The sequence below is a fragment of the Roseibium sp. Sym1 genome, from assembly GCF_027359675.1.
Taxonomy (GTDB): domain Bacteria; phylum Pseudomonadota; class Alphaproteobacteria; order Rhizobiales; family Stappiaceae; genus Roseibium.
Map to the genome: position 1 here is coordinate 289,750 of NZ_CP114786.1, position 26,428 is coordinate 316,177.

24 protein-coding genes and 1 tRNA gene are annotated in these 26,428 nt (G+C 62.5%); 10 read left to right on the forward strand and 15 right to left on the reverse strand.

Going from position 1 to position 26,428, the window contains the following annotated elements:
* Nucleotides 1-245: 245 nt before the first annotated feature.
* Nucleotides 246-626 carry a hypothetical protein gene (locus O6760_RS01320; RefSeq protein ID WP_269583694.1) on the reverse strand — a complete coding sequence of 127 codons (381 nt, stop codon included), beginning with the start codon at nt 624-626 and terminating at the stop codon, nt 246-248.
* A 126-nt stretch (nt 627-752) separates the two neighbouring features.
* Between O6760_RS01320 and O6760_RS01325 the strand changes: the two genes are divergently transcribed.
* The gene (locus tag O6760_RS01325; protein ID WP_269583695.1) at nt 753-2,300 is read left to right on the forward strand and encodes a bifunctional aminoglycoside phosphotransferase/ATP-binding protein; all 1,548 of its coding nucleotides are present in this window, start codon (nt 753-755) and stop codon (nt 2,298-2,300) included.
* Here the strand turns inward: O6760_RS01325 and O6760_RS01330 are convergent.
* From O6760_RS01330 to O6760_RS01340, 3 genes are all read right to left on the reverse strand, one after another.
* Nucleotides 2,295-2,615, reverse strand: a complete 321-nt coding sequence (locus tag O6760_RS01330) for an AzlD family protein (RefSeq protein WP_269583696.1) — start codon at nt 2,613-2,615, stop codon at nt 2,295-2,297. The genes O6760_RS01325 and O6760_RS01330 overlap by 6 nt on opposite strands.
* A gap of 8 nt (nt 2,616-2,623) precedes the next feature.
* Nucleotides 2,624-3,325 (reverse strand): AzlC family ABC transporter permease, encoded by a 702-nt coding sequence (locus O6760_RS01335; RefSeq protein WP_269583697.1) that lies wholly within the window; start codon nt 3,323-3,325, stop codon nt 2,624-2,626.
* A gap of 137 nt (nt 3,326-3,462) precedes the next feature.
* Nucleotides 3,463-4,290: a sulfite exporter TauE/SafE family protein gene (locus O6760_RS01340; protein WP_269583698.1), complete on the reverse strand. Its 828-nt coding sequence runs from the start codon at nt 4,288-4,290 to the stop codon at nt 3,463-3,465.
* 179 nt (nt 4,291-4,469) lie between these two features.
* On the opposite strand from O6760_RS01340, the gene O6760_RS01345 reads away from it, so the two are divergent.
* The 3 genes from O6760_RS01345 to O6760_RS01355 all read left to right on the forward strand — a co-directional run bounded on the left by O6760_RS01345 (nt 4,470) and on the right by O6760_RS01355 (nt 6,381).
* Nucleotides 4,470-5,036 carry a DUF3291 domain-containing protein gene (locus O6760_RS01345; RefSeq protein WP_269583699.1) on the forward strand — a complete coding sequence of 189 codons (567 nt, stop codon included), beginning with the start codon at nt 4,470-4,472 and terminating at the stop codon, nt 5,034-5,036.
* Between the two features lie 129 nt (nt 5,037-5,165).
* Nucleotides 5,166-5,870 (forward strand): pirin family protein, encoded by a 705-nt coding sequence (locus O6760_RS01350; RefSeq protein WP_269583700.1) that lies wholly within the window; start codon nt 5,166-5,168, stop codon nt 5,868-5,870.
* A gap of 217 nt (nt 5,871-6,087) precedes the next feature.
* Nucleotides 6,088-6,381 (forward strand): GNAT family N-acetyltransferase, encoded by a 294-nt coding sequence (locus O6760_RS01355; RefSeq protein ID WP_269583701.1) that lies wholly within the window; start codon nt 6,088-6,090, stop codon nt 6,379-6,381.
* 26 nt (nt 6,382-6,407) lie between these two features.
* Here the strand turns inward: O6760_RS01355 and O6760_RS01360 are convergent, their stop codons facing one another.
* From O6760_RS01360 to O6760_RS01375, 4 genes are all read right to left on the reverse strand, one after another.
* Nucleotides 6,408-6,896 carry a hypothetical protein gene (locus O6760_RS01360; RefSeq protein ID WP_269583702.1) on the reverse strand — a complete coding sequence of 163 codons (489 nt, stop codon included), beginning with the start codon at nt 6,894-6,896 and terminating at the stop codon, nt 6,408-6,410.
* A gap of 107 nt (nt 6,897-7,003) precedes the next feature.
* A tRNA-His gene (locus tag O6760_RS01365) sits at nt 7,004-7,080 on the reverse strand.
* 190 nt (nt 7,081-7,270) lie between these two features.
* Complete coding sequence (locus tag O6760_RS01370; protein WP_269583703.1) at nt 7,271-7,786, reverse strand: phasin; 516 nt, start codon at nt 7,784-7,786, stop codon at nt 7,271-7,273.
* Between the two features lie 362 nt (nt 7,787-8,148).
* Nucleotides 8,149-8,535, reverse strand: a complete 387-nt coding sequence (locus O6760_RS01375; protein ID WP_269583704.1) for a phasin — start codon at nt 8,533-8,535, stop codon at nt 8,149-8,151.
* Between the two features lie 260 nt (nt 8,536-8,795).
* Between O6760_RS01375 and O6760_RS01380 the strand changes: the two genes are divergently transcribed.
* The 5 genes from O6760_RS01380 to ftsH all read left to right on the forward strand — a co-directional run bounded on the left by O6760_RS01380 (nt 8,796) and on the right by ftsH (nt 19,002).
* Entirely contained in the window at nt 8,796-13,256 is a 4,461-nt protein-coding gene (locus O6760_RS01380) for an ATP-binding protein (RefSeq protein WP_269583705.1), read from the forward strand.
* Nucleotides 13,256-13,960, forward strand: coding sequence for a DUF4336 domain-containing protein (locus O6760_RS01385; RefSeq protein WP_269583706.1), 705 nt, complete (start codon nt 13,256-13,258; stop codon nt 13,958-13,960). Before O6760_RS01380 ends, O6760_RS01385 begins: the two co-directional genes overlap by 1 nt.
* Before the next feature lie 270 nt (nt 13,961-14,230).
* The gene (locus tag O6760_RS01390; RefSeq protein ID WP_269583707.1) at nt 14,231-15,271 is read left to right on the forward strand and encodes a Fe(3+) ABC transporter substrate-binding protein; all 1,041 of its coding nucleotides are present in this window, start codon (nt 14,231-14,233) and stop codon (nt 15,269-15,271) included.
* A 116-nt stretch (nt 15,272-15,387) separates the two neighbouring features.
* Nucleotides 15,388-17,073, forward strand: coding sequence for an ABC transporter permease (locus tag O6760_RS01395; RefSeq protein WP_269583708.1), 1,686 nt, complete (start codon nt 15,388-15,390; stop codon nt 17,071-17,073).
* 102 nt (nt 17,074-17,175) lie between these two features.
* A complete protein-coding gene (gene ftsH / locus O6760_RS01400) occupies nt 17,176-19,002 on the forward strand; it encodes an ATP-dependent zinc metalloprotease FtsH (RefSeq protein WP_269583709.1) in 1,827 nt (608 codons plus the stop codon).
* Between the two features lie 139 nt (nt 19,003-19,141).
* Here the strand turns inward: ftsH and O6760_RS01405 are convergent, their stop codons facing one another.
* Nucleotides 19,142-19,771: a CoA transferase subunit B gene (locus O6760_RS01405; RefSeq protein WP_269583710.1), complete on the reverse strand. Its 630-nt coding sequence runs from the start codon at nt 19,769-19,771 to the stop codon at nt 19,142-19,144.
* Between the two features lie 13 nt (nt 19,772-19,784).
* Entirely contained in the window at nt 19,785-20,480 is a 696-nt protein-coding gene (locus O6760_RS01410) for a CoA transferase subunit A (protein ID WP_269583711.1), read from the reverse strand.
* A gap of 337 nt (nt 20,481-20,817) precedes the next feature.
* On the opposite strand from O6760_RS01410, the gene O6760_RS01415 reads away from it, so the two are divergent.
* The gene (locus O6760_RS01415; protein ID WP_269583712.1) at nt 20,818-21,027 is read left to right on the forward strand and encodes a DUF6460 domain-containing protein; all 210 of its coding nucleotides are present in this window, start codon (nt 20,818-20,820) and stop codon (nt 21,025-21,027) included.
* 40 nt (nt 21,028-21,067) lie between these two features.
* On the opposite strand, the gene O6760_RS01420 is transcribed toward O6760_RS01415, so the two are convergent.
* The 5 genes from O6760_RS01420 to O6760_RS01440 all read right to left on the reverse strand — a co-directional run bounded on the left by O6760_RS01420 (nt 21,068) and on the right by O6760_RS01440 (nt 26,407).
* Complete coding sequence (locus O6760_RS01420) at nt 21,068-22,240, reverse strand: GNAT family N-acetyltransferase (RefSeq protein WP_269583713.1); 1,173 nt, start codon at nt 22,238-22,240, stop codon at nt 21,068-21,070.
* The gene (locus tag O6760_RS01425; RefSeq protein ID WP_269583714.1) at nt 22,237-23,184 is read right to left on the reverse strand and encodes a GNAT family N-acetyltransferase; all 948 of its coding nucleotides are present in this window, start codon (nt 23,182-23,184) and stop codon (nt 22,237-22,239) included. The genes O6760_RS01420 and O6760_RS01425 overlap by 4 nt, the downstream gene beginning before the upstream one ends.
* A gap of 345 nt (nt 23,185-23,529) precedes the next feature.
* Nucleotides 23,530-24,354, reverse strand: a complete 825-nt coding sequence (locus O6760_RS01430) for an ABC transporter permease (protein ID WP_269583715.1) — start codon at nt 24,352-24,354, stop codon at nt 23,530-23,532.
* Nucleotides 24,351-25,280 carry an ABC transporter permease subunit gene (locus tag O6760_RS01435; RefSeq protein WP_269583716.1) on the reverse strand — a complete coding sequence of 310 codons (930 nt, stop codon included), beginning with the start codon at nt 25,278-25,280 and terminating at the stop codon, nt 24,351-24,353. The genes O6760_RS01430 and O6760_RS01435 overlap by 4 nt, the downstream gene beginning before the upstream one ends.
* An 8-nt stretch (nt 25,281-25,288) precedes the next feature.
* Nucleotides 25,289-26,407 carry an ABC transporter ATP-binding protein gene (locus tag O6760_RS01440; RefSeq protein WP_269586196.1) on the reverse strand — a complete coding sequence of 373 codons (1,119 nt, stop codon included), beginning with the start codon at nt 26,405-26,407 and terminating at the stop codon, nt 25,289-25,291.
* Nucleotides 26,408-26,428 lie beyond the last annotated feature (21 nt).

Here is a 26,428-nt window from a genome sequence, read left to right on the forward strand (position 1 = left end):
TGACCGATCCTTCGAGACGCGAGCAAGCTCGCTCCTCAGGATGACGCTGGTGGGTGCTGATGCGTCTGTTAGCTCAGATAATCCAAGTGCCTGCCGCCCCCCAAGCGTCATCCTGAGGAGCCGCGACAGCGGCGTCTCGAAGGATTTGGCCACGCATTCCTTTCATCGCTTCAACTCAAACACCCAAAAAGAAAAGGCGCCGGTCTCCCGGCGCCCTTTCCGGCCGTTGCATTGTCTTGCTTTTCTCAGACCGACTGCACCGTCACCACCTGGAATGTGTGGAGGTCACCGTCCTCGTCCTTGATGGAGACATACTCGCCCGGATTGAAGGCATGCGACCCGAACCGGTAACCGGCTTCGTCGTCATCTTCTCCATCGATGTCGTAATGGAAAGCCCAGGACCCGCCCGGCCGGTGGATCAGGTGGCCGATTTCCTCTTCCTCGCTGCCCCAGAAGCGGCGCACGCGGCAATGCGCGCGTTCCTTTTTCCAGGCTGCAGCGTCGATGTGGCCGGTGCCGTCGAGCGGTGCGGTGAACTCATAGCCATGACGTGCCGAGCCTTGCGGATATTCTTTCGTCCTGGCCAGGTTCAGCCTGATCTTCTTCAAACCCGGATGGTCGTTCATGGTGCCCTCCTTTACTGACAATCCACGTTATTTGTGCCACATCGGCATGGTCTCACATTGAGAAGGATCAAACTGATCCCTCGCCGGGTGGGGCATTGTGGCAACGCTTGCACTGAAGGACCGAATATGGACCAGGCTCAATCCCAAGATGAAGCTCTTGCGTTTCTGGGCAACCTGCCATCCGACGACCCGAACCGGCCGGAGGTCAAGCGGATCGACACCCATGCCAACATTGTCTTCCTGGTCGGCACCCGGGCCTACAAGGTCAAGCGCGCAATACGCTACCCGTTCCTCGATTATTCGACACTGCCTCTGCGCGAGGAAGCCTGCAAGGCGGAAATCACCTGCAATGGTCTGAATGCCCCGCAGATCTACCGCCGCGCGCTGCCGGTCACCCGCGAGGCCAATGGCGGCCTGGCCCTGGACGGTGGCGGCGACACGGTTGAATGGGTGGTCGAAATGAACCGTTTCGAGCGCCGCAACGAGCTTGACGTGATGGCGCAAAGGGGACCGTTCGCGGATGACCTGTCCGACCGGCTGGCCGACATGATGGTGGCGGCCCACGACGCCGCTCCCCTCCGTGACGGCGCCGGTTTTCAAGCCGAGCTGGCCGCTTACGTGGAGCAGAACGAAGCCGCCTTTCATGAACACCCCGAGCTTTTCCCGGCCGGGGAGGTGCGCCATCTGAGCGATACCGCGCGCACGGTTCTCGCAAGCCTTCACGAGCTGATCCTGCGGCGGGGCGACCAGGGCCTGGTGCGGCGCTGCCATGGCGACGCGCATTTGCGCAACATCGTCCTGATCGACCAGGTCCCTGTCCTGTTCGACGCGGTCGAATTCTCCGACGCCATAGCCACCGGGGACGTTCTCTACGACCTTGCCTTCCTGCTGATGGATCTGTGGGAGCGCGACCAGCCGCGTGCCGCCAACCGGGTGTTCAACCGCTACTTGGACAAGAGCCGGCTGGACACGCATCCGGAAGGGCTCGCCGCCTTGCCGTTCTACCTGATGATGCGCGCGGCGATCCGGTCCAAGATCGCCGCCAGCGCCGCCCTGACCCAGTCGGACGAGACGGAGAAACAGCAGCAGCAGAACCAGGCAAAAGCCTATTTCCGCTATGCGCTCGCCTTTCTCGAGCCGTCGCGCCCCGGACTGGTGGCAATCGGCGGGCTGTCCGGCACGGGCAAGACCACGCTGGCCTATGACATCGCGTCCGGCATCGGGCGAGCACCCGGTGCGCGTGTCCTGCGCACCGACGTGATGCGCAAGCGCCTGCTCGGTATTGCAGAAACTGACAAGGCGCCGCCGGAAGCCTACACCAAGGAAGCCTCGCAACGGGTCTACCATGCTCTGGACGACACCATCCAGGGTGTTCTGGCTGCCGGGCATTCGGCCATTTTCGACGCCGTGTTCGCAGACGAAAACGAGCGCGACCGCATTGAAGGAATCGCAAGACGCGTCGAGGCGGGGTTTTCGGGCCTGTGGCTGACAGCGCCGGCGGAGGTCCTTAAGGAACGCGTTGGCCAACGTGCCGGAGACGCTTCGGATGCCACCACCGAAGTGGTCGACACCCAGCTCGGCTACGACATCGGCGAGATGTCCTGGGCGGAGGTCGATGCGGGCGCGGGCAAGGAAGAAACAGCCGACCGCGCCCGAAAGGCGCTTGGCCTATAGGCCCGCCGCCCTCAGCGCCGCGGCGGCGCCGACTGCAAAAAACACGGCGACATATTCCTTGCGCAGCTTGATCTGGGCAACTGCGGCAACGACGAGACACAAGGCGACGGCAACGCCGCCCTTGAGCACGATCGGGAATATGGTGGAGACGATGATCGCTCCCGGCAGCGCCTCCAGCCCGCGCCGCACCCTGTCCGTGATCGGCAGCCGGCCCATGATCCAGTAGCCCCCGGCCCTGAGCGAGTAGGTGACGGCCACCATGCCGAAAACGGCGGTGACGAACATCATGTCCGCGGAAAAAAGTCCCTCAGTCATCGAGCCCCTCAATCATCTAGATAGGCCCCCGCGAACGCACCGGCGATGGCACCGGTGAAAATGCTCCAGTACCCGCCGACCAGATACCAGGTCAGACCGGCGACGCCCCCTGCCACCATCCAGCTGACCGTCTGGCGCTTGCCTTTCCAGAGCGGCACCAGCAGCGCCGCGAAAAAGGCCGGCAGGACAACATCCAGGCCGAAGGCCTTCGGATCGGAGATCAGGCTTCCCGTGAAATAGCCCGGCACCACCGCCAGCGACCAGATTGCCCAGCAGAACAGGCCGCCGCCGAGATAGACCCCCCAGTCGCGTGTGCCCTTGTCATATTCGGTAATCGCCAGCAGCCAGTTGAGATCGGTGAGGAAGAACAGCGCCGGATAGGTCTGCCACGCGGGCACCTGGCCGAGCCACGGCCTGAGGCTGGCACCGATCAGGAGCATGCGCATGTTGACCGCCGCCGTCACGCCGATCATGGCGATCACCAGCCCCCAGGTGAGCGGACTGCCATAGACTTCCATGGCCACGAACTGGCTGGCACCGGCAAAGACCAGGGAGTTCATCATGACCGTTTCGAGGAAACTCAGGCCCTTCTGGGCTGCGACCGTGCCGAACACGAGGCCAAGCGCGATAATGCCCGGTGTTGCCGGAAAGCACAGCGTCGCTCCCCGCACACAGCCATCAAGGCTGATGGTGACATTCTTCTTCAGCATTTCATTCCAAGGGTATCAGGCCAAGGGTATTCGGGGCGACGCCCGGGCGGCATCGGAAAGGACCAGTATCCCTGATTGAACCTCTAGGTACCAATAAAACCTTTTGATCCACTCATCACCGATACTGCTTGAGCCCGTCAGAACAGGACACCGTAGATCATGCGCAGGCCGGTAAAGCCGAGGAACAGGGCAAATACCAGCTTGAGCTTTGACGGATCGATGGTGTGGGCGATCTTCGCCCCGAGCGGCGCAGAAAGGGTCGAGGCCGGAATGATCAGCAGAAAGCCGACAAGATTGACGTAGCCGAGGGACAGCGGCGGCAGGTTGTCGGCGCCGAGGCCGAACCAGATCGACATCGCGGTGCCGGGCACCGCGATGATCAGGCCGATGGCGGCGGCGGTGCCGACCGCCTTGCGGATCGGATAGTTGAACAGCGTCAAGGTCGGCACGCCCAGCGTCCCGCCACCAATGCCCATCATCACGGAGATGCCGCCGATCAGGAACCCGAGCACTTCCTTGACCGGTGAACCTGGCAGCTTGTCTGCCAGGTTGGCCCCGTCCTTGCGGAACATCATGTTGGCGGAAACCGCCAGCGCGACAAAGCCGAACACAAGGGTCAGAGCGCCGCCGGAAATGTTGCCGGCAAGTGTCGCGCCCGCGATCACGCCGAGCGCGATCGCCCACCACCAGCGCTTCAGGAGATCCATGTCGACGCTGCCGCGCTTGTAGTGCGAGCGCGCGGAAGAGGTCCCTGTGGCCAGGATCGTCGCCAGCGACGTGCCGACCGCGACATGCATCAGGACAGCGGGATCGATCTTCAGGGCCGTGAACATGTAGTAGAGCACCGGCACGATGACGATGCCGCCCCCGACGCCGAGCAGTCCGGCGACGATTCCCGCGACCACGCCCGTTGCCAGCAGTGCTGCGGCCAGAATGCCGAGCGAGAAAAGGCTGAGATCTTCCACGTCTGTCTCCTCGTTGCCGCCACGCCCGCACTTGCGCGGCCCCTTGCGCTTAGACCAGGCCGGCGCAAAATGCCAGCCATGCCCATGGACAATCTGTTTTCACGGAGGCTTGCCGCCATCTTGAAGTCGGCTGCGAATATGGACAAAGTTGCTGCAACAGCTTGCGCGCGGGAGGGAGAATGACCGGATACCGGCTTGCACTTTACACATTCGGGCAGTTCCGCACCCGGGCGGATCATCCGGATGTCGACATCTTCCACGCAGAGGAACCCAGGGTCTGGGCGGCGATGGAACGCGCCGAAGGCTTCATCGCCCGCTCCGGTTATGACGACGAGCCGGGCCCCGACAGCTGGGGCGAGCAGGTCTATCCGCGCTACTGGCAGGACAACGGCGACGGCTGGGCCCCGTCGATCATCTCGATCTGGCAGGACCTGGAAACCGCCATGGCCGCGGTCTATCGCGGGCCGCATGCGGAGATCCTGCGCGAAGGCCCCAAATTCATGCAGGAAGACACCGACTATCCCGCCTATGTGCTGTGGTGGGTGCCGGACACCCATCAGCCGGACTGGGAGGAAGCCGTCGAACGGTTCGAGCTTCTGGGCGACACAGGCCCCTCCCCCGAGGCCTTCAGCTTCAAGGCCGCGTTCGACCCTGCCGGCAAGCCGGTCACCGCGAACAGCGACCTCGCCCGGCAGATCGCGGAACGCAACCGCCTGCGCGCGGAAGCCCCCAAGGCGGTGCAGTAGCCATTGTTCAAGAATTGATGACTAATCGTCAAACTTCTTCGGAATTGTAAAGCGGTTTGGCCAAGCCAATCTTAGACCCAACAACGCACGGACCTCTCCGTGCCGACACATTTGGGAAAGGATTGACCCATGAACCAGATACTGCGTCCGTCCGAGGCGCGCGGCGATGCCGATTTCGGCTGGCTGAAGAGCAAGCACACCTTCTCCTTCGGATCCTACTTCGATCCGAACCATATCGGCTTCGGCGCCCTGCGCGTCATCAACGAGGACCGGGTCGCGCCGGGAGCCGGGTTCCCGACCCACCCGCACCAGAACATGGAAATCATCTCCTATGTCGTTTCGGGTGGACTGGAACACAAGGATTCGCTCGGCACCGGGTCGGTGATCCGCCCCGGGGACCTGCAGCGCATGAGCGCCGGCACCGGCGTGCGCCACAGCGAGTACAATCAGTCCGACACGGATCCGGTCCACTTCCTGCAGATCTGGATCGTGCCCGAAGAGGACGGCCTTGAGCCGGGCTATGAGCAGAAGGCCTTTCCGGCGCCTGAAAGGGAAAACACCCTGCGCCTGATCGGCTCGCGGGACGGCCGTGACGGTTCGCTCACGATCCACCAGGATGTCGACCTCTATGCTTCGCTGCTCGGCGCTGACCGGACGCTCGCGTTCGACATCAAACCCGGCCGCAAGGTCTGGCTGCAACTGGTCAAGGGTGGGCTCTCGGTAAACGGCCAGCAGCTGACCGCCGGTGACGGCCTCGGACTGCTCGACGCGGGCGCCATTTCGCTGGCAGCGACCGAAACCGCGGAATTCCTGTTGTTCGACCTGGCAGCGTAAGACACAAAGGCGCGGTCACCCTGCCGCGCCACATAAAAAACTCATCCTGAGGAGGACCGCGAGGTCCGTCTCGAAGGATCGGCCACATGCTCGGGAACAAGCTGCCGCTCCTTCGAGACAGCGCTATCGCGCTTCCTCAGGATGACGACTTTGGTCTGGGCACGCTTTGTGCCCGCAGAACAACATCGCTCCCCGCAGTGTCATGAGGAACCACACGATGTCCCCCGTCATCACCCTAGAACAGGACGGCACCAAGGGGCGTTATGCCGCCATTGTCGACGGCATCGACGTGCCAGCCGAGTTGACGTTCTCCATCGTCAACGATCACCTGATCATCGCCGATCACACAGGTGTGCCTGACTCTATGCGCGGCATGGGTGTCGGCAAGCTGCTGGTGGAGCGTCTGGTGGCGGATGCCCGCAAGAAGCAGGTGAAGATCATCCCGCTCTGTCCTTACGTCAAAGCGCAATATCAGAAACATCCCGACTGGGCGGACGTGTTCCAGGGATAGGACTGGGCACCGGTACGCCCGAACGATCAGCTCGCCGGTTCGTCCGACCTGGCGCCTGCCTCGCAGCCGCGGACTGTATAAAGAGCATTGGTGAGCAGCTCACCGGCCTCATCGAAGGCCGCTCCGGTCACATCGGATCCGGCATTGGCCAGGCCCGCTGCGGCGAGCTTGATATCGGCAAGGTTCGCGTTCAGTTCCTTGAGCTGACGGGCTACCTCCCAATGATCCTGGAGATCCGGATCGGATAGTTGCGCCGAGAGGGACTCGATGCGTCCGTCGAGAGCTTCCAACCGTGTCCTGAACTCCGTGGGCGACACGTCAAGGCGGGCAAGCGCCGCGTCGGTCACGGTACCGGCAATCCGGTCACCGGCTATTTCCACACGGTTCAGCACGATCAGCGACAGAACGCAGGCGGTGATGACCAGCAAGGCGGTGGCGTTGACCAGCGCCAGCAGCAACTGGCCCGGCAGCCGCAACAACCGTCCGCCAAGACCCGGAGACTCGTAAGAGGACATCGCGCGCTCCTTTGAAGACCATGCAGCCATTCAGCCTGAGTCCGGACAAACGCTCAACTCCACGGCGACAGAAAATGCCGCGCATCAACTTCTAATATTTCAGGGAGTGGTACAGACGAGTGGATTCGAACCACCGACCTTCGGAGCCACAATCCGACGCTCTAACCAACTGAGCTACGTCTGCTAAGGTCGTCAACAAGGCGAGGACATTACCTGTCCGGACCGCCTGTTTCAAGGGCGTCTTCTAACGCCGTTTTTCCAAACCGGCAAGCGCGAATTTTCGGAAAATTCCGACTTGTTGAAAAGCAAATGCCCGGGGCCATGCCCCGGGCATTTCATCTGATTGCCGCAGCTTTCGCGCGGGAAAAGCCGGATCAGTTGACCTTGAGGTCCTTGAAGGACTTCTCGACAGCTTCCTTGACCGGAGCGGAAACGTCGGTGCCGAGCTTGGTGGCCAGGTCCTGCATTTCCTTGGTCTGGGCGCTGAGCGCGTCGAACTGGCTGCGTGCGAAAGTGGACTGCAGCTCGATGGCTTCGGCCAGGCTCTTCACGGACATGATGTCCTTGATGAAGGTGAAGGTTGCGTCGGCATTTGCCTTGGCAGCGTCGACGGCCTTGTGGTTGAACTCGACAACGCCCTGGCGGGAAGTTTCGAACGTGTCTTCCATCAGGTCGGTCGCATCTTCAGCAGCGGTCTTGACCTTGGAATAAGCTTCACGGGCGTTCTCGATGCCTTTTTCCGTGGCTTCACGGAACGCAGCCGGAACTTCCATCTTGGGCATTGCGAATGCCTCGAAATCCGGGAAAGCAACGCCAGCAGGGGCGGCTTTCGCCTTGGTGGTGCGGGATTTCGATGCCGTTTTGGCCGATGCAGTGGTTGTGTCAGTCATGATCTCATCTCCTTGAGTTCGGATGCGATCATTGGTGTGTTTCGTTTCCGCCGGATGTCTGCCGGCGGACCCTGTCGTCATCCGCATCCCCTACATAATGCAGGTCGTGCTGCATTGCAACATTTTTTTGCAGTGCACAACAAACTTTCCGGAGGGGAATGCTGATGTCCGGCCGTTTCCGATGCATGACTTCAGTCACGCCAGGCCCGTCGGATGCGGGAACGGCTGCCGTGATATGTGCTGGGCCAGCCGGACCGGTCTGCGGAAGCACGGCCATAAAATACAACCAAAACAGGCATATTGCAATGCAATGCAACATGCGCCGGCGCGGGGCGGAACGGCCCCGCGCCGGATATCAGGGCTCACTTCTTCTGAGCAGCCTTGGTGGCGTCCTGGACGGCCTTGGTGGCCGAGTTGGAGAATTCGCGGGCCTGCTCGCCAAGCGACTCCATCTGGCCGCGCAGATAGTCCTGCTGCAGTTTCATCATGTCCTCGACATTGTCGGCCTTGACCAGTTGCTGCGCGAACTTGAAGGCCGCATTGACGTGCTCTTCGGCATAGGTCAGCGCCTTCTTGTTGACATCCGCCGCACCGGCCTGGACTGCCGTTGCGCTGTCTTCGGCGTTGCTGACCGCCTTTTGGGTGGCCCCCATGAAATCGTCGAAGGCCTTGCGGGCCTGATCAACGCTTTTCTCCGCGAAATCGCGCATCTGATCGGGGACTTCGAAACCAGTCTTGTCTGTGCTCATGTCGGCGCTCCTCAGGTCGACCACAGGGAACGGCTGTTCTCCTGAATTCCTTCCATGCCAAAAATTCGTAACACGCTGATTGCAGTACGGCAAACTTGTCCGGTCGGATTAACCACGCCTTCACGTAACCCCTTTAGCAACCTTGCTTTACGTGGACGACGCGGGCGATTGCTTGTATTAACGGAGTGTTTACCAATGCAGGCAAATCCGGCGCCGCGCACCTGAGCAACTGGGGTCATGGACCCGTTTGGAGCAGAGCCATGGACGAACAGACCCAATCATTCCTGGAACTGACCGCCAAGAATGATCTGGTTCAGCTTGTTGCCGACACGAGAGCCGCGTGGCTCTGGTCGGCGGATGGCGCGCGCATCCTGTGGGCGAACACCGCCGGTGCGGCTTTTTTCGCCGCTCAATCCGTCCAGGATCTTTCCCGTCTTTCCGCGCTTGAACGCTCGCCGGCGCGCCCGCATATCGCCAGGATCGCCGAATCCGGTTCCACGGAAAAATTCAGCATCGACCGGCTGCGTTTCTATCGCGGCCTCCGGGTCATGCTGCTGACCTGCCAGTGCAAGCGCCTTGTGCTGGACTCGGGCGAGGCCGCCGCGCTGATCGTGTGTGGTGACAAGGGTCTTGTGACGACCAAGGATCCCGTCGAGGCGTTCGCCCATATGCTCGGGACGGACACCACCACCGTGTTCGTCACATCCGGCGGTACGGTCGAGGCGTGTTACGGCGCTCTTTCGGGCAGCCCCGAGGATCTGGACCTGCCTCCCGGCCAGAACGCCCTGTTCGGCCCGGTCGAACTGAAAGACACCTATCACGAAGGCGCTGTCGTCAGGATTTCAGACACGCAGAAAGTGGTCGTCCTGGAGGATGCCCCCCTGGCGGACGACGCGGATGGCGGAGCGGCAACGGCCGGCGCTGACGTGCCCGCAGAAAACGCGGCCACCGACACCGTATTTCCCGCGCCCCCTCTTCCCGGCGAGGAACAAACCCGCCTGGCGGCAGACACGGCGGCGGACGATGACGCCGTCTGGGTCCGGGCGGACGAAGACGAGCTGGAATCCGGGACCGGCGACACTGGCGAGCCCGGATCTACCGCTTCCGGGGACACCGCCGGCGATGAGGACGCGCCTTCCGCTGAAGACGCGCCGGCCGGCACGCCTGACGTTGCCGCATCCGCAGACGGGATTTCGGACGAAGACGATGGCGATGAACCAGCCGCCCTCGCAGACAGCTCCTCTTCGGACATGGAGACGACCGACGCGCCCGACCGGGAGAGCGATGACACCGTCTCCCGGGAAGACGGCGAGGCAGAGGATGGCTTCGTGTTCAAGCCACGCCGCCGGCCCGTCCGTTTCGCCTGGAAAATGGACATCGGCCAGCGCTTTACCTTCCTGTCCGACGAATTCGCCGAAGTGCTCGGCCCCGTGGCGGCCGACATTATCGGCCTGACCTGGGAAGAGGTTTCGGACCGTTTCGACCTCGACCCGCGCGGCCAGATCTCGCGGGCACTCGACCGGCGGGACACCTGGAGCGGCAAAACGGTCAACTGGCCGGTCAGCGGCACCGCCTTGCGCGTTCCGGTCGACATGGCAGCGCTGCCCGCCTTTGACCGCAACCGGAAATTCGAAGGCTATCGCGGTTTCGGTGTCTGCCGCACAGCGGACGCGGTGCAGGATACCGGCGCGCCCGATCTTGCCGGGGCCGTCGCCCCGGTCGCCGACGCTGCGGACGAGGTCACGGACGCGGCAGAGCAGGCCGCTCTGCAGGAAGACGACACGCCCGCCGCCGATACAGCGCCGCCGGATGCCGTTGCCGCCGATGAAGACAGGCCTGCAGCGGCCGGGGACGCCGCGCCGGCGGAAGCCGCTTCCCAGCTACAGGATCTGAAACCGGCCCAGCCCGACAGCTTTGCCGGCAAGACCTTCCTCGGCGCGAGCGCGGCCGCGCTGGTCGGCTCGCTGGCACGCTTCACCGGGAAGTCCGGCCAGAGCGCCGCCGACACTCCGGCACCGGCTGAAACGCGCGAAGCAGCCGCACCCCCGCCGGTGGGCGATACCGTTTCGGATGACGACAAAGCCGTCTCTTCCGAGGAGGTCACCGCCGGGATCGATGCAGATGCCGACGACCTTCCGGGCGCCGCGCTGGATTCCCGGCTGGCGGCTCTTCAGACCGGCCAATCGATCGAGCCCGTCGAGACGGACGATACGCCAGAAGCAGACGCTGAGGCTGAGGCAGAGGCAGAGGCAGAGGCAGAAGAACTCGCCGAGGCAGCCGCCACCCCGCTCGAAGCCGGCCTTGCCCAAGACGACACCGCGGTTGCGGAGCAGGAAGAAGACGCGGCACAGGGTCTGGACAGCCACTCCGGCGAAGGAAGCTCGGACGAGGCGCCGACCGGGACGGTGAAACCGGAGCCGCGCGAGGAAGACGCGCTTGCCGGCAGCACCGATGAGACCCGCGACACCGGGGATGAAAGCCCGGTCGACGCCGCTGACGAGACACCCGGCACCTCCCGAACCACTGCAGCGACAGCGGATTCACACGACGAACCTGCCGGCATTTCCGGTCCGGCAGCGCTCAAGCCCGACGAGATCGAAAGCGCCGTCAAGTCGCTGGCGAAGACCTACAAGGCCGCGGAAAAGAAGCCGCGCGACCTGTTCGAGGACATGCGCGAGGAACCTTCAGATACGGCGGACGAACACGTCGCAGACCGGGCTCTTCCGGAGGAGCTTGCCCAACATCCGGCAGATAACTCCGAAGATACGGAACAGTCTCTGGAAGACGCGCATTTCGATGTTGTCGACGAGGACACCCGTGCGATCGAGGCCACCGCAGAGGACATTGATGCGACCGAAAGCCGGGCCGAAGCCGACGGAAAAGACGGAACGGATACCGAGGAACAGGAATTTTTCCAGGAGACAGGTGCCTTCGAGACCGCGGACAGGGCGGCGGAGGTCGCCGCCGACGGTGATGCGGACGAACCTCGCAAGACCGGCGAGGTCATTCCGCTGGCAACCGCCAGGCCCCGGGTCGTCCCGGTCGACACGTCCGGACTGTCCCGGCCCGAACGCCAGGCATTCCGCAAGATCGCCGAGGCGCTCGGTGCGCGCCTCGAAGGCGACCTGGCGGATTGGGATGCGCCGGATCCGGCCCCGGAACCGGAGGACGAACTGCCGGTTGAGGTTCCGGAGGCGGGGCCGATCGATCCCAGCCTTCTCGATCGTTTGCCGATCGGGATCGCCATCGTGCACGACCGGGAAGTGCTTTATGCCAACAAGGCGCTTCTTGCCATGATCGGCTACAATTCGGTCGCCAAGCTCTGCCAGGTCGGCGGGCTTGAAGCCCTCTTCATCGACGACGCCGAGGAATTGCCCGACGCCGAGGGAATGGACGGCGAAGTCGACGAGGCGATGAAGCTGCGCCTGGCCGACGGCGGCGTGCTCAATGTGGACGCGCACATGCATTCGGTGCCCTGGAACGGCAGCCAGGGCCTGATGATCTCCATCACCGAGCGCCAGCCCAAGCCGGCTGCCGCGGCGCCGGCCGCGCCGGCCTCCCCGAATTTCTTTGCGGAAGTGCGCTCGGAGCTGGACAGCGCCCGCGGCCAGATCGCCGAGATGGACACGATCCTGGAAACGGCGACCGATGGCGTCCTGGTGCTCGATCAGCACGGCACGATCCTGAAGGTCAACGGATCCGCCGAAGCGCTGTTCAGTGCCAACCGGTCCGACATGATCGGCGCGCCTTTCACCGACTTCCTGGCACCGGAAAGCCACCGCGCGGCCGCCGACTACCTTGACGGATTGTCCCGGAACGGCGTCGCCAGCATCCTCAATGACGGCCGCGAGGTGCTGGGCAAGGTGCCCACCGGAGGCCTGATTCCGCTGTTCATGACCATGGGCCGGATCAGCGGCAACCAGGACGAAGCCAAATATTGCGCCGTGCTGCGCGACATCACCCAGTGGAAGACGGCCGAGGAAGAACTGACCCAGGCCAAGCGCCAGGCGGAAAACGCAAGCTCGGCGAAGTCGGATTTCCTGGCCAAGATCAGCCACGAAATCCGCACGCCGCTGAACGCCATCATCGGCTTCTCCGAGGTCATGATGGAGGAACGTTTCGGCCCGATCGGCAATGACCGCTACAAGGAATACCTGAAGGACATCCGCACCTCCGGCTCGCATATCATGAGCCTGATCAACGATCTTCTCGACCTGTCCAAGATCGAGGCCGGCAAGCTGGACCTGAAGTTTTCCGCGGTGTCGACCAACGATGTCATCAATGAATGTGTCGCACTGATGCAGCCGCAGGCGAACCGCGAGCGCGTGATCATCCGGGCCAGCCTGCCCGATTCCGTGCCCGATGTCGTCGCCGATCCGCGGTCCCTGCGCCAGATCGTGCTCAACCTCCTGTCGAACGCCATCAAGTACAACCGGTCGGGCGGCCAGGTGATCCTGTCGACGGCGCTGGAAGGCAATGGCGAGGTCGCCCTCAGGGTGCGCGACACGGGCACCGGCATGACTGCCAAGCAGCTCACGGCCGCGCTTGAGCCCTTCCGCCAGCTGCACACGGCCAGCCGCGGTGGCGGCACCGGCCTTGGCCTGCCCCTGACCAAGGCGCTGGTCGAGGCCAACCGGGCAAGCTTCCGCATCGATTCCACGCCCGATCAGGGCACCCTGGTGGAAATCGTCTTTCCGACCCAGCGGGTGTTGTCCGAATAATGTGCGGGGCGCCGGTTCCGGTCGATGACGGCATCTGGATCCTGGAAGGAGGCAATGTCTCCTTCTACGGCTTTGCCTATCCGACCCGCTGCGTCATCGTCCGCCTTCCTGCAGGCGGCCTCTGGGTGTGGTCGCCGATTGCGCTGACACCGGACGTCAGGCGCCAGGTGGACGCGCTCGGCACGCCGGAACACCTGGTCAGCCCCAACAAGATCCATCATCTTTACCTGCAGGACTGGAAGGCGGCCTGGCCGGAGGCGAGGCTCTGGGGACCGCAAAGCACGGTCGACAAGCGCACCGACCTTGTCTTCGAAGCCGCCCTCGACGACACGGAGCCACCGGACTGGCAGGATGCGCTGGACATGGTCCGCTTCGACGGTTCTCCGGTGATGGACGAAGTCGTCTTCTTTCATCGCCCCTCCGCGACCGTCATCCTGGCCGATCTCAGCGAGCATTTTTCCCAAGGTTTCCTGATGCGCCACTGGAAGCCGTGGCAGCGCTGGATTGCAGGCCTCTGGGGGATTGTCGAAGGCAAGGGCTACGCCTCCCTCGAGTGGCGGCTCAGTTTCTTCCATCGCGGCAAGGCCCGCGCCAACAGGGACAGGATCCTTGCCTGGAACCCGGACAGGGTCATCATGGCCCATGGAGAATGGCAGCCGACGGGCGGCAAGGCCTATCTGGAAAAGGCGTTCGCCTGGGTGTGACGCCTTGTCCGTCGAGTGGTAACACGTTCGTGATCAGGCTGCTCCGACCTTTCCCCGCTTCCACGTGATCTAAAGTCGAGTTTTAAACTCCTGTTTTTCTTCCACTTTTTCGATAAAATGTGGAGTATCAATCTCCAGTTAGTTTTGAATCATTCTAAACTATTGATTTTGTTTGATTTATTGACTTCATCCGGCCTTCACGACATATTCCCGGCCAAGCCTTGAACCACTGCCTCAAGGCAAGAACAACCAGATGACTGGGAGAATTTCATGCGTGCCACACTCCGCGCCCTTGCGGGTGCCCTTGCACTGACGTCAGCGTCCATCGCCGTACCGGCCCATGCCGACGGCGAAGTGAACATCTATTCCTACCGGCAGCCGTTCCTGATCCAGCCGCTTCTGGATGCCTTTACGGCCGAGACCGGTATCAAAACCAACGTCGTCTTTGCCTCCAAGGGCCTGGGAGAGCGTATCGCGGCGGAAGGTAACAACTCTCCGGCAGACGTGCTCCTGACCGTCGACATCGGCCGCCTGGACGGCGCCAAGCAGCTAGGCATCACCCAGCCGGTCGTTTCCGACATCGTGAACGGGAACATCCCCGCGCAGTACCGTGATCCGGAAGGCCACTGGGTCGGCCTGACCAACCGCGCACGTGTCATCTATGCCTCAAAGGACCGCGTCGAGCAGGACAGCATCACCTATGAGGAGCTGGCCGATCCGAAATGGAAAGGCCGCCTGTGCACCCGGTCCGGCCAGCATGTCTACACGATCGGCCTGATCGCTTCCATGGTGGCCCATCACGGCGCCGAGGAAACCGAGGAATGGCTTGCCGGAGTGCGTGACAACCTGGCCCGCAAGCCAGCCGGCAACGACCGCGCCCAGGTCAAGGCCATCTATGCCGGGGAATGCGATATCTCGCTCGGCAACACCTATTACATGGGCAAGATGCAGACCAACGACAAAGAGCCGGAACAGAAGGAATGGGCCGACAGCGTGCGCATCCTGTTCCCGAATTCGGAAGACCGGGGCAGCCATGTCAACCTGGCCGGCGTCGTCCTGACCAAGCATGCACCGCACAAGGACAACGCGGTCAAGCTGATCGAATTCCTGTCGTCGCCGGAAGCCCAGAAGATCTACGCAGACAGCAATTTCGAATACCCGGTGACCCCGGGCGTGGATGTCTCCGAGCGTGTCAAAAGCTGGGGTGAGCTGACCCCGGACGCCCTTCCGCTCGATGAGGTTGCCAAGAACCGCAAGACCGCCAGCGAACTGGTCGACAAGGTCGGTTTCGACGACGGCCCCGCCTCCTGAGGCAAGGCCTCTTATCAGCACCTTGAAAAGCGCCGCTTCTCCAGCGGCGCTTTTTGCATTTTTCCGAAATTGCCGGTAGAGCTTCCTGCGAACCGTTCTCAAAGAAAAGTCCGCCCTTGCTGCGCACGCCCACCCAATCCATTGTCGACCGTTTCTGGCAGGCCACCGCCATCGCAATCGCCGCGCTGGTGCTGCTGCCGCTTGGCGCAATCCTGTGGATTGCCCTGACACCGGCCGGCGACGTGTGGAGGCACATGCTGGCAACCGTTCTGCCGGGCTCCGTTCAGACCACCCTGCTCCTGATGCTCGGCGTCGGCCTGACGACCGGTGTCACCGGCGTGACCACCGCCTGGCTGGTGACGATGTGCAACTTTCCCGGCCGGCGCCTGCTGGACTGGGCGCTGCTCGTGCCGCTTGCCGTGCCGACCTATATCGTCGCCTTCGCCTATGTCGAGGTGCTGGACTATACCGGTCCGGTCCAGAGCCTCATTCGCGATCTGTTCGGCTTCAAGACCTCGCGGGACTACTGGTTTCCGGAGATCCGCTCGCTTGGCGGCGCCATCTTCGTCATGGGGGCGGTTCTCTACCCTTATGTCTACCTGACAACCCGGGCGAGTTTCCTGATTCAGTCGGCCTCGACACTGGACGTGTCGCGCACGCTTGGCGCGTCGCCTTATGGCCTGTTCTTCCGCATCGCCCTGCCGCTGGCACGCCCGGCGATTGCCATCGGCATTTCCCTGGCGCTGATGGAATGTCTCAACGACATCGGCGCGGTGACGTTCTTCGGCGTCAAGACCCTGACCTTTTCCGTCTACGACACCTGGCTGAACCGGTCGAGCCTCGGCGGCGCGGCCCAGTTGGCGCTGGCCATGCTCCTGATGGTGTTCCTGCTCTTGTGGCTGGAACGGTTCGGGCGCCGCAAACAGCGCTTTGACAGCGGCAACGCCAAGCAACGCCCGCCAACGCGCTTCGACTTGGCCCCGCCGCAGGCGGGCCTCGCCCTCCTGCTCTGCCTGGCGCCCATTTTCGTCGGCTTTGTCGTGCCGGGTCTGTTGCTGGCGGACCGGGCCAGCCGCCGGCTCGAGGATGCGCTGTCCGAAGGGTTCCTGGCCACCATCTGGAACAGCTTCAGCCTGGCAGCCGTTGCGGCACTGCTGACGGTGCTGATTTCCGTTTCGCTGGCCTATGCCTTGCGCCTCAATGCCAAGGGGCCGCTCAAGGGGGCGGTCCGGCTGGCCTCGATCGGCTATGCCATTCCTGGAACCGTTCTGGCGATCGGCATCCTGATCCCGCTGGCGGCTTTCGACAATTTCCTGGATGCCCGCATGGAAGCCTGGTTCGGCATCGACACCGGTCTCTTGCTGCTCGGCAGCGGCACGGGCCTTGTCTATGCCTATGTGGTCCGCTTCCTGGCAGTGTCCTACGGCCAGGTGGAGGGCGGCTTCGGCCGGATCAGCCCGCATCTGGACATGGCGGCGCGCACGCTCGGCCGCAACAGCGGCCAGACGCTGACCCAGATCCATCTGCCGATCCTCAAACCCGTTTTGCTCAGCGCCGCCCTGCTCAGCTTTGTCGATTGCATGAAGGAACTTCCGGCCACGATCCTGCTGCGGCCGTTCAATTTCGAAACACTGGCCACGACCGTGTTCGAGGCTGCCTCACGAGAAGCCTTCGAGGAGGCCGCCCTGCCCTCGCTGGCCATCGTCCTGGTCGGCCTGATCCCGGTGATCTACCTGGCCCGCACCAGCGCATCCTCGTTCCGCACGCGGCTCTCCAAGCGCCAGCCGGGACCGGCGGTCTGATTTCCCGGACAACAACCGTCACCGTCCGGCTGACGGCTTGACAGCACGCAGCCAAGCCTTCCCAATGGCCCAATTCTTCTGATCATTGCCGGGACACCGCGAATGGAAAAGAAACACCAGATCAATCTTTGGTACGCCTTCATCGCCATGATGCTGGTGCTGATGTTCCAGAGCTGGTGGACGGCCTACAAGACCGTCGAGCAGATCCCCTACAGCCAGTTCGAGCAGTATCTCAAGGACAAGAAGATCGAGGAGATCGCGGTCAAGGAGAACGTGATCGAGGGCAAGTTCAGGGAACCGCTCAAGGACGGCAAACAATATTTCATCACCACCCGTGTCGAAGTCCCCCTCGCCGAGGAACTCAGCAAGTACGACGTGAAATTCACCGGCGTCGTCCAGAACACCATCATCCGCGACATTCTCTCATGGGTCCTGCCGGTGCTGCTGCTGTTCGGGCTGTGGATGTTCTTCATCCGCAAGTTCGCGGAAAAGCAGGGCCTCGGCGGCATGATGACGGTCGGCAAGTCCAAGGCGAAGGTCTTCGTTGAAAAAGACGTCAATGTCCGCTTCGAAGATGTCGCCGGTGTCGATGAGGCCAAGCTGGAGCTGAAGGAGGTGGTCGACTTCCTTCAGGACCCGAAGTCCTATGGCCGGCTGGGGGCGCATGTGCCCAAGGGCATCCTGCTGGTCGGTCCTCCCGGGACGGGCAAGACACTGCTGGCGCGGGCCGTGGCCGGCGAGGCCGGTGTGCCGTTCTTCTCCATTTCGGGCTCCGAATTCGTCGAAATGTTCGTCGGTGTCGGCGCCGCACGCGTGCGCGATCTCTTCGAACAGGCCCGCAAGGCGGCCCCGGCCATCATCTTCATCGACGAGCTGGATGCCCTTGGCCGGGCCCGCGCAAGCGGCGCGATGGGCACAAACGACGAGAAGGAACAGACCCTCAATCAGCTGCTGACCGAGCTGGACGGCTTCGATCCTTCCAGCGGCATCATCCTTCTGGCGGCCACCAACCGGCCGGAAATTCTTGATCCGGCACTGCTCCGGGCCGGGCGTTTCGACCGCCAGGTGCTGGTCGACCGTCCCGACAAGATCGGCCGGCGCGCGATCCTCGACGTGCATGTGAAGAAGATCAAGCTTGCGGCCGAAACCGATCTCGACCAGATCGCCCAGCTGACCGCCGGCTTTTCCGGTGCCGACCTTGCCACCCTTGTGAACGAGGCCGCCCTGCTGGCGACACGCCGGAAGGCAGACGCCGTCACGCTCAAGGACTTCAACGAGGCCGTCGAACGGGTGATTGCCGGCCTTGAAAAGCGCAGCCGCATCCTTTCCGACAAGGAACGCAGGACCGTCGCCTTTCACGAGATGGGCCATGCCCTGGTCGCCGCCAACCTGGAAGGCTGCGATCCCGTGCACAAGATCTCCATCATCCCGCGCGGTGTCGGCGCCCTTGGCTACACGATGCAGCGGCCGACCGAGGACCGGTTTCTCCTGTCGACACAGGACCTGGAAAACCGGATGGCCGTTCTGATGGGAGGCCGCGCCGCCGAACAGATCATCTTCGGCGAGATCTCCACCGGCGCCTCGGACGACCTGCAGAAAGTCACCGAGGTCGCCCGTGACATCGTCATGCGCTACGGCATGGAGGCCGATCTCGGCAATCGCGTCTACTCCGCGCAGCGGCAGAACTTTCTCGGCCAGCCCGCCGGCGACCTTGTCGAAGTGTCCGACCAGACGCAGCGCGAAATCGATCTGGCGATCAAGACACGGGTCGAGGCCGCCTTTTCGCGTGCCAGGCAACTGCTGGAGGCCCATCGCAAGGATCTCGACGCCGGCGCAGAGCTGCTATTGTCGAAGGAAACGCTTACCGACCAGGACTTCCCCGCCATCCGGCCTGCCGCCGAACGCCGGGACAGCGCCGCCGCCGAATAGCTCTCGCGCCCTGTTCCCGGGCTGCACCGGCAGGGCAAGGACATGGCCCCCGCAAAAGGATGGGGCCCGCAAAAGAAAAGGGCGCCCGCATTGCCTGCGGACGCCCTCGCGCTCATTCGTCACGACTGGTGCAAGACGATCAGGACAGAACGGTGGCTTCCGTCTTTTCCCTGACCTCTTCCAGGGTCACGTCCGGCGCCAGTTCGACGACCTTCAGACCACCTTCGACCACGTCGAAGACGCCGAAATTGGTGATCACGCGGTCGACGCATTTCACGCCCGTCAGCGGCAGCGAGCAGCCCTTGAGGAGCTTCGGGTCGCCTGCCTTGGAGGTGTGGTCCATGATCACCACGACGCGCTTGACGCCGGCAACCAGGTCCATGGCGCCGCCCATGCCCTTGACCATCTTGCCCGGGATCATCCAGTTGGCGAGATCGCCTTCCTCGGACACTTCCATGGCGCCGAGGATCGACAGGTCGATATGACCGCCACGGATCATGCCGAAGCTGTCGGCGGACGAGAAATAGCTCGTCTGGGGCAGTTCGGTGATGGTCTGTTTGCCGGCATTGATCAGGTCGGCATCGACCTCGTCGTCCGTCGGGAACGGCCCCATGCCGAGCATGCCGTTTTCCGACTGAAGGGTCACATGAACGCCTTCGGGAATGTAGTTGGAGACGAGCGTCGGAATGCCGATGCCGAGGTTCACATAAAAGCCGTCTTCCAGTTCCTGCGCTGCGCGCTTTGCCATGTCATCACGTGTCCAGGCCATGATGTTTTCTCCCTCAGGCTGCGCGCGTTGTGCGCTTTTCAATGCGTTTTTCGTGGCTGCCGACAATGATCCGGTCGACAAAGATCCCGGCGGTGTGGATGTTGTCCGGATCCAGTTCGCCAACCTCGACAAGCTGCTCGACCTCGACCACGCAGGTCTTGCCCGCGGTCGCCATCATCGGATTGAAGTTGCGGGCGGTCTTCCGGTAGACCAGATTGCCTTCCTTGTCGGCCTTCCAGGCCTTGACCAGGGACACATCGGCGACCAGGCCGGTCTCCATGATGTAGGTCTCGCCGTTGAAATCCTTGTGTTCCTTGCCCTCGGCGATCAGCGTGCCGACACCGGTCTTGGTGTAGAAGCCCGGAATACCGGCACCCCCGGCGCGGATGCGCTCGGCCAGCGTGCCCTGCGGGTTGAACTCGAGTTCCAGCTCGCCGTTCAGGTACTGTTTTTCGAACGTGGCGTTCTCGCCGACATAGGACGACACCATCTTCTTGATCTGGCGGGTCTGCAGCAGAAGGCCCAGACCAAAGTCATCGACACCGGCATTGTTGGAAATGGCGGTGATGTCCTTGGCTCCGGAATCCCGGAGCGCCACGATCAGATTTTCCGGAATGCCGCACAGGCCGAACCCGCCGGCCATGACCGTCATGCCGTCAAAGGTCAGCCCCTCCAGGGCAGCCTTCGCGTCCGGATAAATTTTGTTCATGTTTCACTCCCAGTTTAGACCGCTAGATGCGTGAGGCGCACATTCGCCGCTCGGTCCGACGCGGTCAAGTTCTCTTTGCCGCATTGCAGCGAAAAACATGAGTGCGGCGTCACTTAATCGATTTGCCTGCCGCACCGGCCGTTCGAGGGCTCCAAAAACCACCAGTTCCCGGATTTCTGCCAAGATGTTTATGGTTTGTAAATTCTTAAGACCAAGAATCCGGGGGTAGGTGCGCGGATATTGCGATGCGAGACTTGCAGGCTTCGCGGCCAGGCCAACAGTTTGAAAGATATCGCCCGCTGTGTACCCGTTCCTGTCGACAGTCCTGAAGATCGCAGTGTTTTCCCTGCTCGTCGGCGCGGGTCTGTCTTTCGTCAACATCGGCGCGGAAGACATTCTGGGCTCGGTCGGCCTCAGCCCGATCCAGCTCTGGATCTACATGATCCAGTTCCGGGACTGGGCCATTCCGAACATGATCCTGGGCGCTTTCATCGTCGTGCCGGTCTGGTTGCTGGTCTATCTGTTCCAGCCGCCGCGCTCGAGCTGACCCGGACCGGAGACGTATCTCTCCGCAAGTGCCTCCACGGTCAACTGGCCCTCGGGGCCTGGCCTGTCTTCTGGATGGTTTCCAGGATTGCCCTGGCGGCCTGTTTCGCCCGCAGGGCCTTCACGAAGGCATTGCCTTTCAGGCTGGTCGGCAGAAGCAGCCGCCGGCACGGACGCTGGACTGCGCCGAACCTTTGCTTGTAGGCCTGCAGCCCCGTCCCGAAACTGAAACTCCGGATCCCCCTGTCACGCGCCCAGAGGATCGACTGGACCAGGAGGACGGTTCCCGGAGACAGACGACGCCAGGACGGATCTCCCATCGAGACAAGCACGCCATTTGCGATGTCGCCATGCGCCATGAGCGCAACCGTCGCGACGACCTCCTGTTCCTTCTTCAGGGCCAGGATCTTCAAAGGATTGTCAGGGTCATGACTTGCTGCAAGCGCACGATAGAACGCGACACGGCCTTCATCCTGGAGCGAATCTTCCCGCCCGAGCGAAGCGAACCGGTCCGCACGCTGTCTCAAAAGCATGCCCAGGTTGGCGAGGCGCTCCGCGGGTTCCTTGACTTCCACGAGATTGACGCCGGCCTGCTGAAGCTTGCGAAACTTGGTCCGCGCCTCCTTGTAGACGGATTTGCCAAATCGCGTTTCGATCGTCGCCAGATCCTCGGCTTCAAAAACCAGTATCCCGCCGGCTTCAACCGTGCTCGCCAGGTGAAAGAGCGGGTTGTCCACTTCGCCAATCAGGGGGCCAATTTTTTGAACATCGACAAGATCAGCGGTGCCGAGGGCCGCCACGAGCGCGTCACACAGACGCTTCGCCAAATGCGGACGAGCTGCCAGTTCACGGCTCAGGACAGGGCCATTTTGATCCGCGAGCCCGAGGTCGGGCATAGTCAGCACGCTTACCGGCCCTCTCTGATACGCAATGACAGGCAGCAGTGCGCCAAGTTCATGTGTGTCCGGCATGGAAGCCGAAAGGATCCAGGACCGTGCGCCGGCCGCAGGAGCGACATGACGTTGAAATGCATCGACAAACCCGGGTGACTGAAACGGCGTATGCAACGCTCCTCCCGGCAGACTGCTCCAGAGCGCCTTGAGACTGTCCAGCGACGGCTGTTCGTGCCTGGTGACGCGGATGGCCCCATCTTCACGCCCCCCTTCACAAGAACCTGACGTCACAGCCGCCTTGCCTGACGAATCCGCAATCATGTCCTCAGTCCGTTTTTGCCGATCGCAATCTGCAGCAACTCCTGCGCTGTCCTGTGCGCTTCCCTCGCCCGCAGGAACAGGCGCCCGCGGGAATTGAGCGGCATCAGAAGGCGGCGGGTTTCCTGCGGCTGGCCGCCAAATCTCTGTTTGTAGTCCTGCTGGCCGGTTCCGAAACTGAACCACCTGACGCCATTTTCCGATGCCCACTCGATCGCCTTGGCGAAGAGCACCATGCCCGGGGAATACCCGTGCCACCTGGCATCGCCTATGGAGACAAGCACCGCGGTGGCCTGGAGATCGTTCTTCAACAGGACCAGGGTGGCCACGATTTCATCACCGCGCTCGAGCGCCAGAACCGTGAAGGGACATTCAGATGTTTCCAGGGCAGCAAGGCACTCGTAGAAATTCAGCCTCTCCTGTCGCGTCAGGCTGTCCTCGCGGCCCAGCTGGCTGAACCGGTCGTTGCGCTGTTCCGCCAGGGTTCTGAAAAGTGCTAGCCGCTCCGCGGGTGTTGCGGCCTCGACCAGACGAACCCCTTCTTCCGTCAGCCTGCGGAACTTGGACCTGGCTTTCTTGTAGATCGATTTCCTGCGCCAGGCGCTGGTGTCGCCCCCTGCTGCAAGTTCCAGCCGAAGCGTGTTGCTTTCGGAGATCGTGTCCGGTTGCGAAAACAACGGATTGTTCCGCTCTCCGATGTGGGAATGCAGTTTGGGCATGTCGACCAGGTCGACGCCGTCGAGACCTGCCAGATAGGCTCCGACGGCTTCGGCAAGAGGGGTCGGGGGCGCAGGCATTCCGGCGGCAAGAACAGGGGCGTTCTGGTCGGCAAGGCCGAAATCCGCCAGCCCGACGACCCGCAACGGCCCGCGCCTGTATCTCACCAGCGGCAGCAGCATGAACGGCGCGTCACAGCCTTCCCGGTCGCTGAAACTGATAACGGACAAATCCGTTTCCCCCGGATTGCACTGCGTGTCCTGAAAGGCAAAGAGGAATTCCGGTGTCTGGAAAGGCGTCGATACGCTCTTCCCGCGCAGCGATTCCCACAGGCCGCGCATTTCCCGAAGCGTGGGCGCCTCAAGCGCACGGAAAAAAATGGAAGACCGGGGGTCTTTGTCCAAAGACAACCGCTGCTCTGACCCGAGCCAAACCATCGAACACCATTCCACTGACAAATCCTACAGGGGTATACACCCATTAAGTGCAGTATCCCCTGATTCAAATTCGCATGGTAGTGTTAAAAAATCTGTTGCGCATGGCAAAGAAAGGCGTACCGGCTCCCCTTGTGGCGGTCAGCCTTCCGCCCCGAAGGCTGCCCGTTCGTCGCGTTCGCGTTGCACCTGCTGGCGCTTAGTCACGATGGAGGCCGCGATGACGCCGACGGTCACCAGGCCTACCAGGATGGTGCAGACCGCATTGATTTCCGGCGTGACCCCGAGGCGCACCTGGGAATAGATCTTCATCGGCAGCGTCGTCGCCCCCGGACCGGTGGTGAAACTGGCAATCACAAGGTCGTCGAGCGACAGGGTGAAGGCCAGCATCCAGCCCGCGATCACGCCGGGCAGGATGATCGGCAGGGTGATCAGGAAGAAGGTCTTCACCGGCGGACAGCCGAGATCCTCGGCCGCCTCCTCGATGGACTTGTCGAAGCCGACCAGCCGCGACTGGACGACCACCGCCACGTAACACATGGCAAAGGTGGTGTGCGCCAGCATCACCGTCCAGAAGCCGCGGGCCGTGTCCATGGCCACGAACAGAAGCAGCAGCGACAGGCCGAGAATGACTTCCGGCATCACCAGCGGCGCGAAAATCATGCCGGAGAACAGCGAGCGTCCGACAAAGCGCCCCGACCGCACCAGCACCAGAGCCGCGATCGTGCCGAAGACCGTCGCGATCGTTGCCGAGGCGAAGGCCACGCGCAGCGTGACCCAGGCGGCGTCGAGCAACTGGTCGTTCTCAAGGAGCGAGGCGTACCACTTGGTGGAGAACCCGCCCCACACGGTCACCAGGCGGCTTTCATTGAAGGAATAGATCACCAGCAGCACGATCGGCAGGTAGAGGAACGAGAACCCCAGGACCAGCGAGGTGATGTTGAACCAGGTCGGGCCGCGCGTCATCCGTTCTTCTCCGACATTTTCTGCTGCTGGTTCTGGAAGAGCACGATCGGGATCACCAGGATCATGAGAAGGATCACGGCCACCGCAGAGGACACCGGCCAGTCGCGGTTGTTGAAGAACTCGCTCCAGAGTGTCTTGCCGATCATCAGCGTGTCCGATCCGCCGAGCAGGTCCGGAATGACGAACTCGCCGACCGCCGGAATGAAGACCAGGAAACAGCCGGCGATGACACCGGGCAGCGACAGCGGCAGGGTGATTTTCCAGAACGCCTTCCAGGGCGGGCAGCCCAGATCCTCGGCCGCCTCCAGCAGACTGCCGTCGAGCCGTTCAAGGCTGGCGTAAAGCGGCAGCACCAGGAACGGCAGGTAGGAATAGACGATGCCGATATAGACGGCGATGTTGGTGTTCAGGATGGTCAGCGGCTCGCTGATGAGGCCGAGCGAGAGCAGCAGCTGGTTGAGGAGCCCCTCGTTCTTCAGGATGCCGATCCAGGCATAGACGCGGATCAGGAAGCTTGTCCAGAAAGGCAGGATCACCAGCATCAGGAGGGTCGGGCGCAGCGACTGCGGGCTGCGGGCCATGCCATAGGCAATCGGGTAGCCGATCAGCAGGGTCAGGAATGTCGAGATGGCGGCGATGATCACCGAGGAAAGGTAGGACTTCCAGTAGAGATCATCCTGGGTCAGCCAGAGATAGTTCTCGGCCGAGAACTCCGAAACGCCATCCCGGAAAGCCTGCCAGCCCTCGCCCGGATCGAAGGTCGGCGTATAGGGCGGAATGGCGATCGCTACCTGCGACAGGGAAATCTTGAAGACGATCAGGAACGGCGCCAGGAAGAACACCAGCAGCCACAGGTACGGGACCGCGATCAGCAGCCAGCCGCCAAGCGTTCGTTTGGGCGGGGATACGACGTGTTCTTCGGCCATGTCCCCTCCTAGCCCGTCAGGATGACGCCGGCGTCGCGGTCGAAGGACAGCACCACCTCGTCATCCCAGGTGATCGGGTTCTCGACCATGCGCGAAACATTGGCAAAGGTGGCGCGCAGCGTGTCGTGGTCGCCTTCACCGACCTTGGCATGGATGATGGAGACGTCGCCGAGATAAGCAATGTCCCAGACCACGCCGTCGATCCGGTTGGGCACACCCTTTTCCCGCCGGCCCTGGGCGATCCGGACCTTTTCCGGCCGGATCGCATACCAGACCCGCTCGCCGACACCGACATCGGTGACCTGATCGCTGTCGATGGAGAAATTGTCGGCAACGGAGCGCAGCTTCGTGCCGGCGTCCGATTTTTCGGTGACCGTCGCCTCGATGAGGTTGATGTCGCCGATGAAGTCGGCAACGAATTTCGAGTTCGGCGCCTCGTAGATTTCGCCGGGCGTCGCCACCTGGACCAGCTCGCCCTTGTCCATCACCGCGATCCGGTCGGCGACCGTCATGGCCTCTTCCTGGTCGTGGGTCACGATCAGGAAGGTCATCTTGAGCTCTTGCTGAAGGTTCATCAGTTCGAACTGGGTTTCCTCGCGCAGCTTGCGGTCAAGCGCACCGAGCGGTTCGTCGAGCAAAAGAACCTTGGGCCGCTTGGCGAGCGAGCGTGCCAGCGCAACGCGCTGGCGCTGCCCGCCCGAAAGCTGGTGCGGCTTGCGCTTGGCAAACTGTTCCAGCTTGGTCAGGCGCAGCATTTCCGCGACCCGGTCGGCGATCTCCGAGGCCGGCATCCTGTCCTGCTGCAAACCGAAGGCGATGTTCTTTTCCACGCTCATATGCGGGAACAGCGCGTAGGACTGGAACATCATGTTGGACGGGCGGCGATAGGGCGGAATGCCGGCGAGATCCTGACCGTCCAGGAAGATCTGTCCGGAGGTCGGCGTCTCGAAGCCGGCGAGCATGCGCATCAGGGTGGTCTTGCCGCAGCCGGACCCGCCGAGCAGCGCGAAGAACTCGCGTTCGTAGATTTTCAGGGACAGGTTCCTGACCGCAGTGAAATCACCGAATTTCTTGGTGACATTGCGGAACTCGATGAAGGGCACCTGGCCGGGATCCTCCCAGGGCATGAATTCCTTGCGCACCGGTCC

Bases quoted from the DNA above. Each gene is read 5' to 3' on its own strand.
- O6760_RS01320 (WP_269583694.1), bottom strand. From the start codon at position 626: ATGAACGACCATCCGGGTTTGAAGAAGATCAGGCTGAACCTGGCCAGG.
- O6760_RS01325 (WP_269583695.1), top strand. From the start codon at position 753: ATGGACCAGGCTCAATCCCAAGATGAAGCTCTTGCGTTTCTGGGCAAC.
- O6760_RS01330 (WP_269583696.1), bottom strand. From the start codon at position 2,615: ATGACTGAGGGACTTTTTTCCGCGGACATGATGTTCGTCACCGCCGTT.
- O6760_RS01335 (WP_269583697.1), bottom strand. From the start codon at position 3,325: ATGCTGAAGAAGAATGTCACCATCAGCCTTGATGGCTGTGTGCGGGGA.
- O6760_RS01345 (WP_269583699.1), top strand. From the start codon at position 4,470: ATGACCGGATACCGGCTTGCACTTTACACATTCGGGCAGTTCCGCACC.
- O6760_RS01350 (WP_269583700.1), top strand. From the start codon at position 5,166: ATGAACCAGATACTGCGTCCGTCCGAGGCGCGCGGCGATGCCGATTTC.
- O6760_RS01355 (WP_269583701.1), top strand. From the start codon at position 6,088: ATGTCCCCCGTCATCACCCTAGAACAGGACGGCACCAAGGGGCGTTAT.
- O6760_RS01360 (WP_269583702.1), bottom strand. From the start codon at position 6,896: ATGTCCTCTTACGAGTCTCCGGGTCTTGGCGGACGGTTGTTGCGGCTG.
- O6760_RS01370 (WP_269583703.1), bottom strand. From the start codon at position 7,786: ATGACTGACACAACCACTGCATCGGCCAAAACGGCATCGAAATCCCGC.
- O6760_RS01375 (WP_269583704.1), bottom strand. From the start codon at position 8,535: ATGAGCACAGACAAGACTGGTTTCGAAGTCCCCGATCAGATGCGCGAT.
- O6760_RS01380 (WP_269583705.1), top strand. From the start codon at position 8,796: ATGGACGAACAGACCCAATCATTCCTGGAACTGACCGCCAAGAATGAT.
- O6760_RS01385 (WP_269583706.1), top strand. From the start codon at position 13,256: ATGTGCGGGGCGCCGGTTCCGGTCGATGACGGCATCTGGATCCTGGAA.
- O6760_RS01390 (WP_269583707.1), top strand. From the start codon at position 14,231: ATGCGTGCCACACTCCGCGCCCTTGCGGGTGCCCTTGCACTGACGTCA.
- ftsH (WP_269583709.1), top strand. From the start codon at position 17,176: ATGGAAAAGAAACACCAGATCAATCTTTGGTACGCCTTCATCGCCATG.
- O6760_RS01405 (WP_269583710.1), bottom strand. From the start codon at position 19,771: ATGGCCTGGACACGTGATGACATGGCAAAGCGCGCAGCGCAGGAACTG.
- O6760_RS01410 (WP_269583711.1), bottom strand. From the start codon at position 20,480: ATGAACAAAATTTATCCGGACGCGAAGGCTGCCCTGGAGGGGCTGACC.
- O6760_RS01420 (WP_269583713.1), bottom strand. From the start codon at position 22,240: ATGATTGCGGATTCGTCAGGCAAGGCGGCTGTGACGTCAGGTTCTTGT.
- O6760_RS01430 (WP_269583715.1), bottom strand. From the start codon at position 24,354: ATGACGCGCGGCCCGACCTGGTTCAACATCACCTCGCTGGTCCTGGGG.
- O6760_RS01435 (WP_269583716.1), bottom strand. From the start codon at position 25,280: ATGGCCGAAGAACACGTCGTATCCCCGCCCAAACGAACGCTTGGCGGC.
- O6760_RS01440 (WP_269586196.1), bottom strand. From the start codon at position 26,407: ATGCCCTGGGAGGATCCCGGCCAGGTGCCCTTCATCGAGTTCCGCAAT.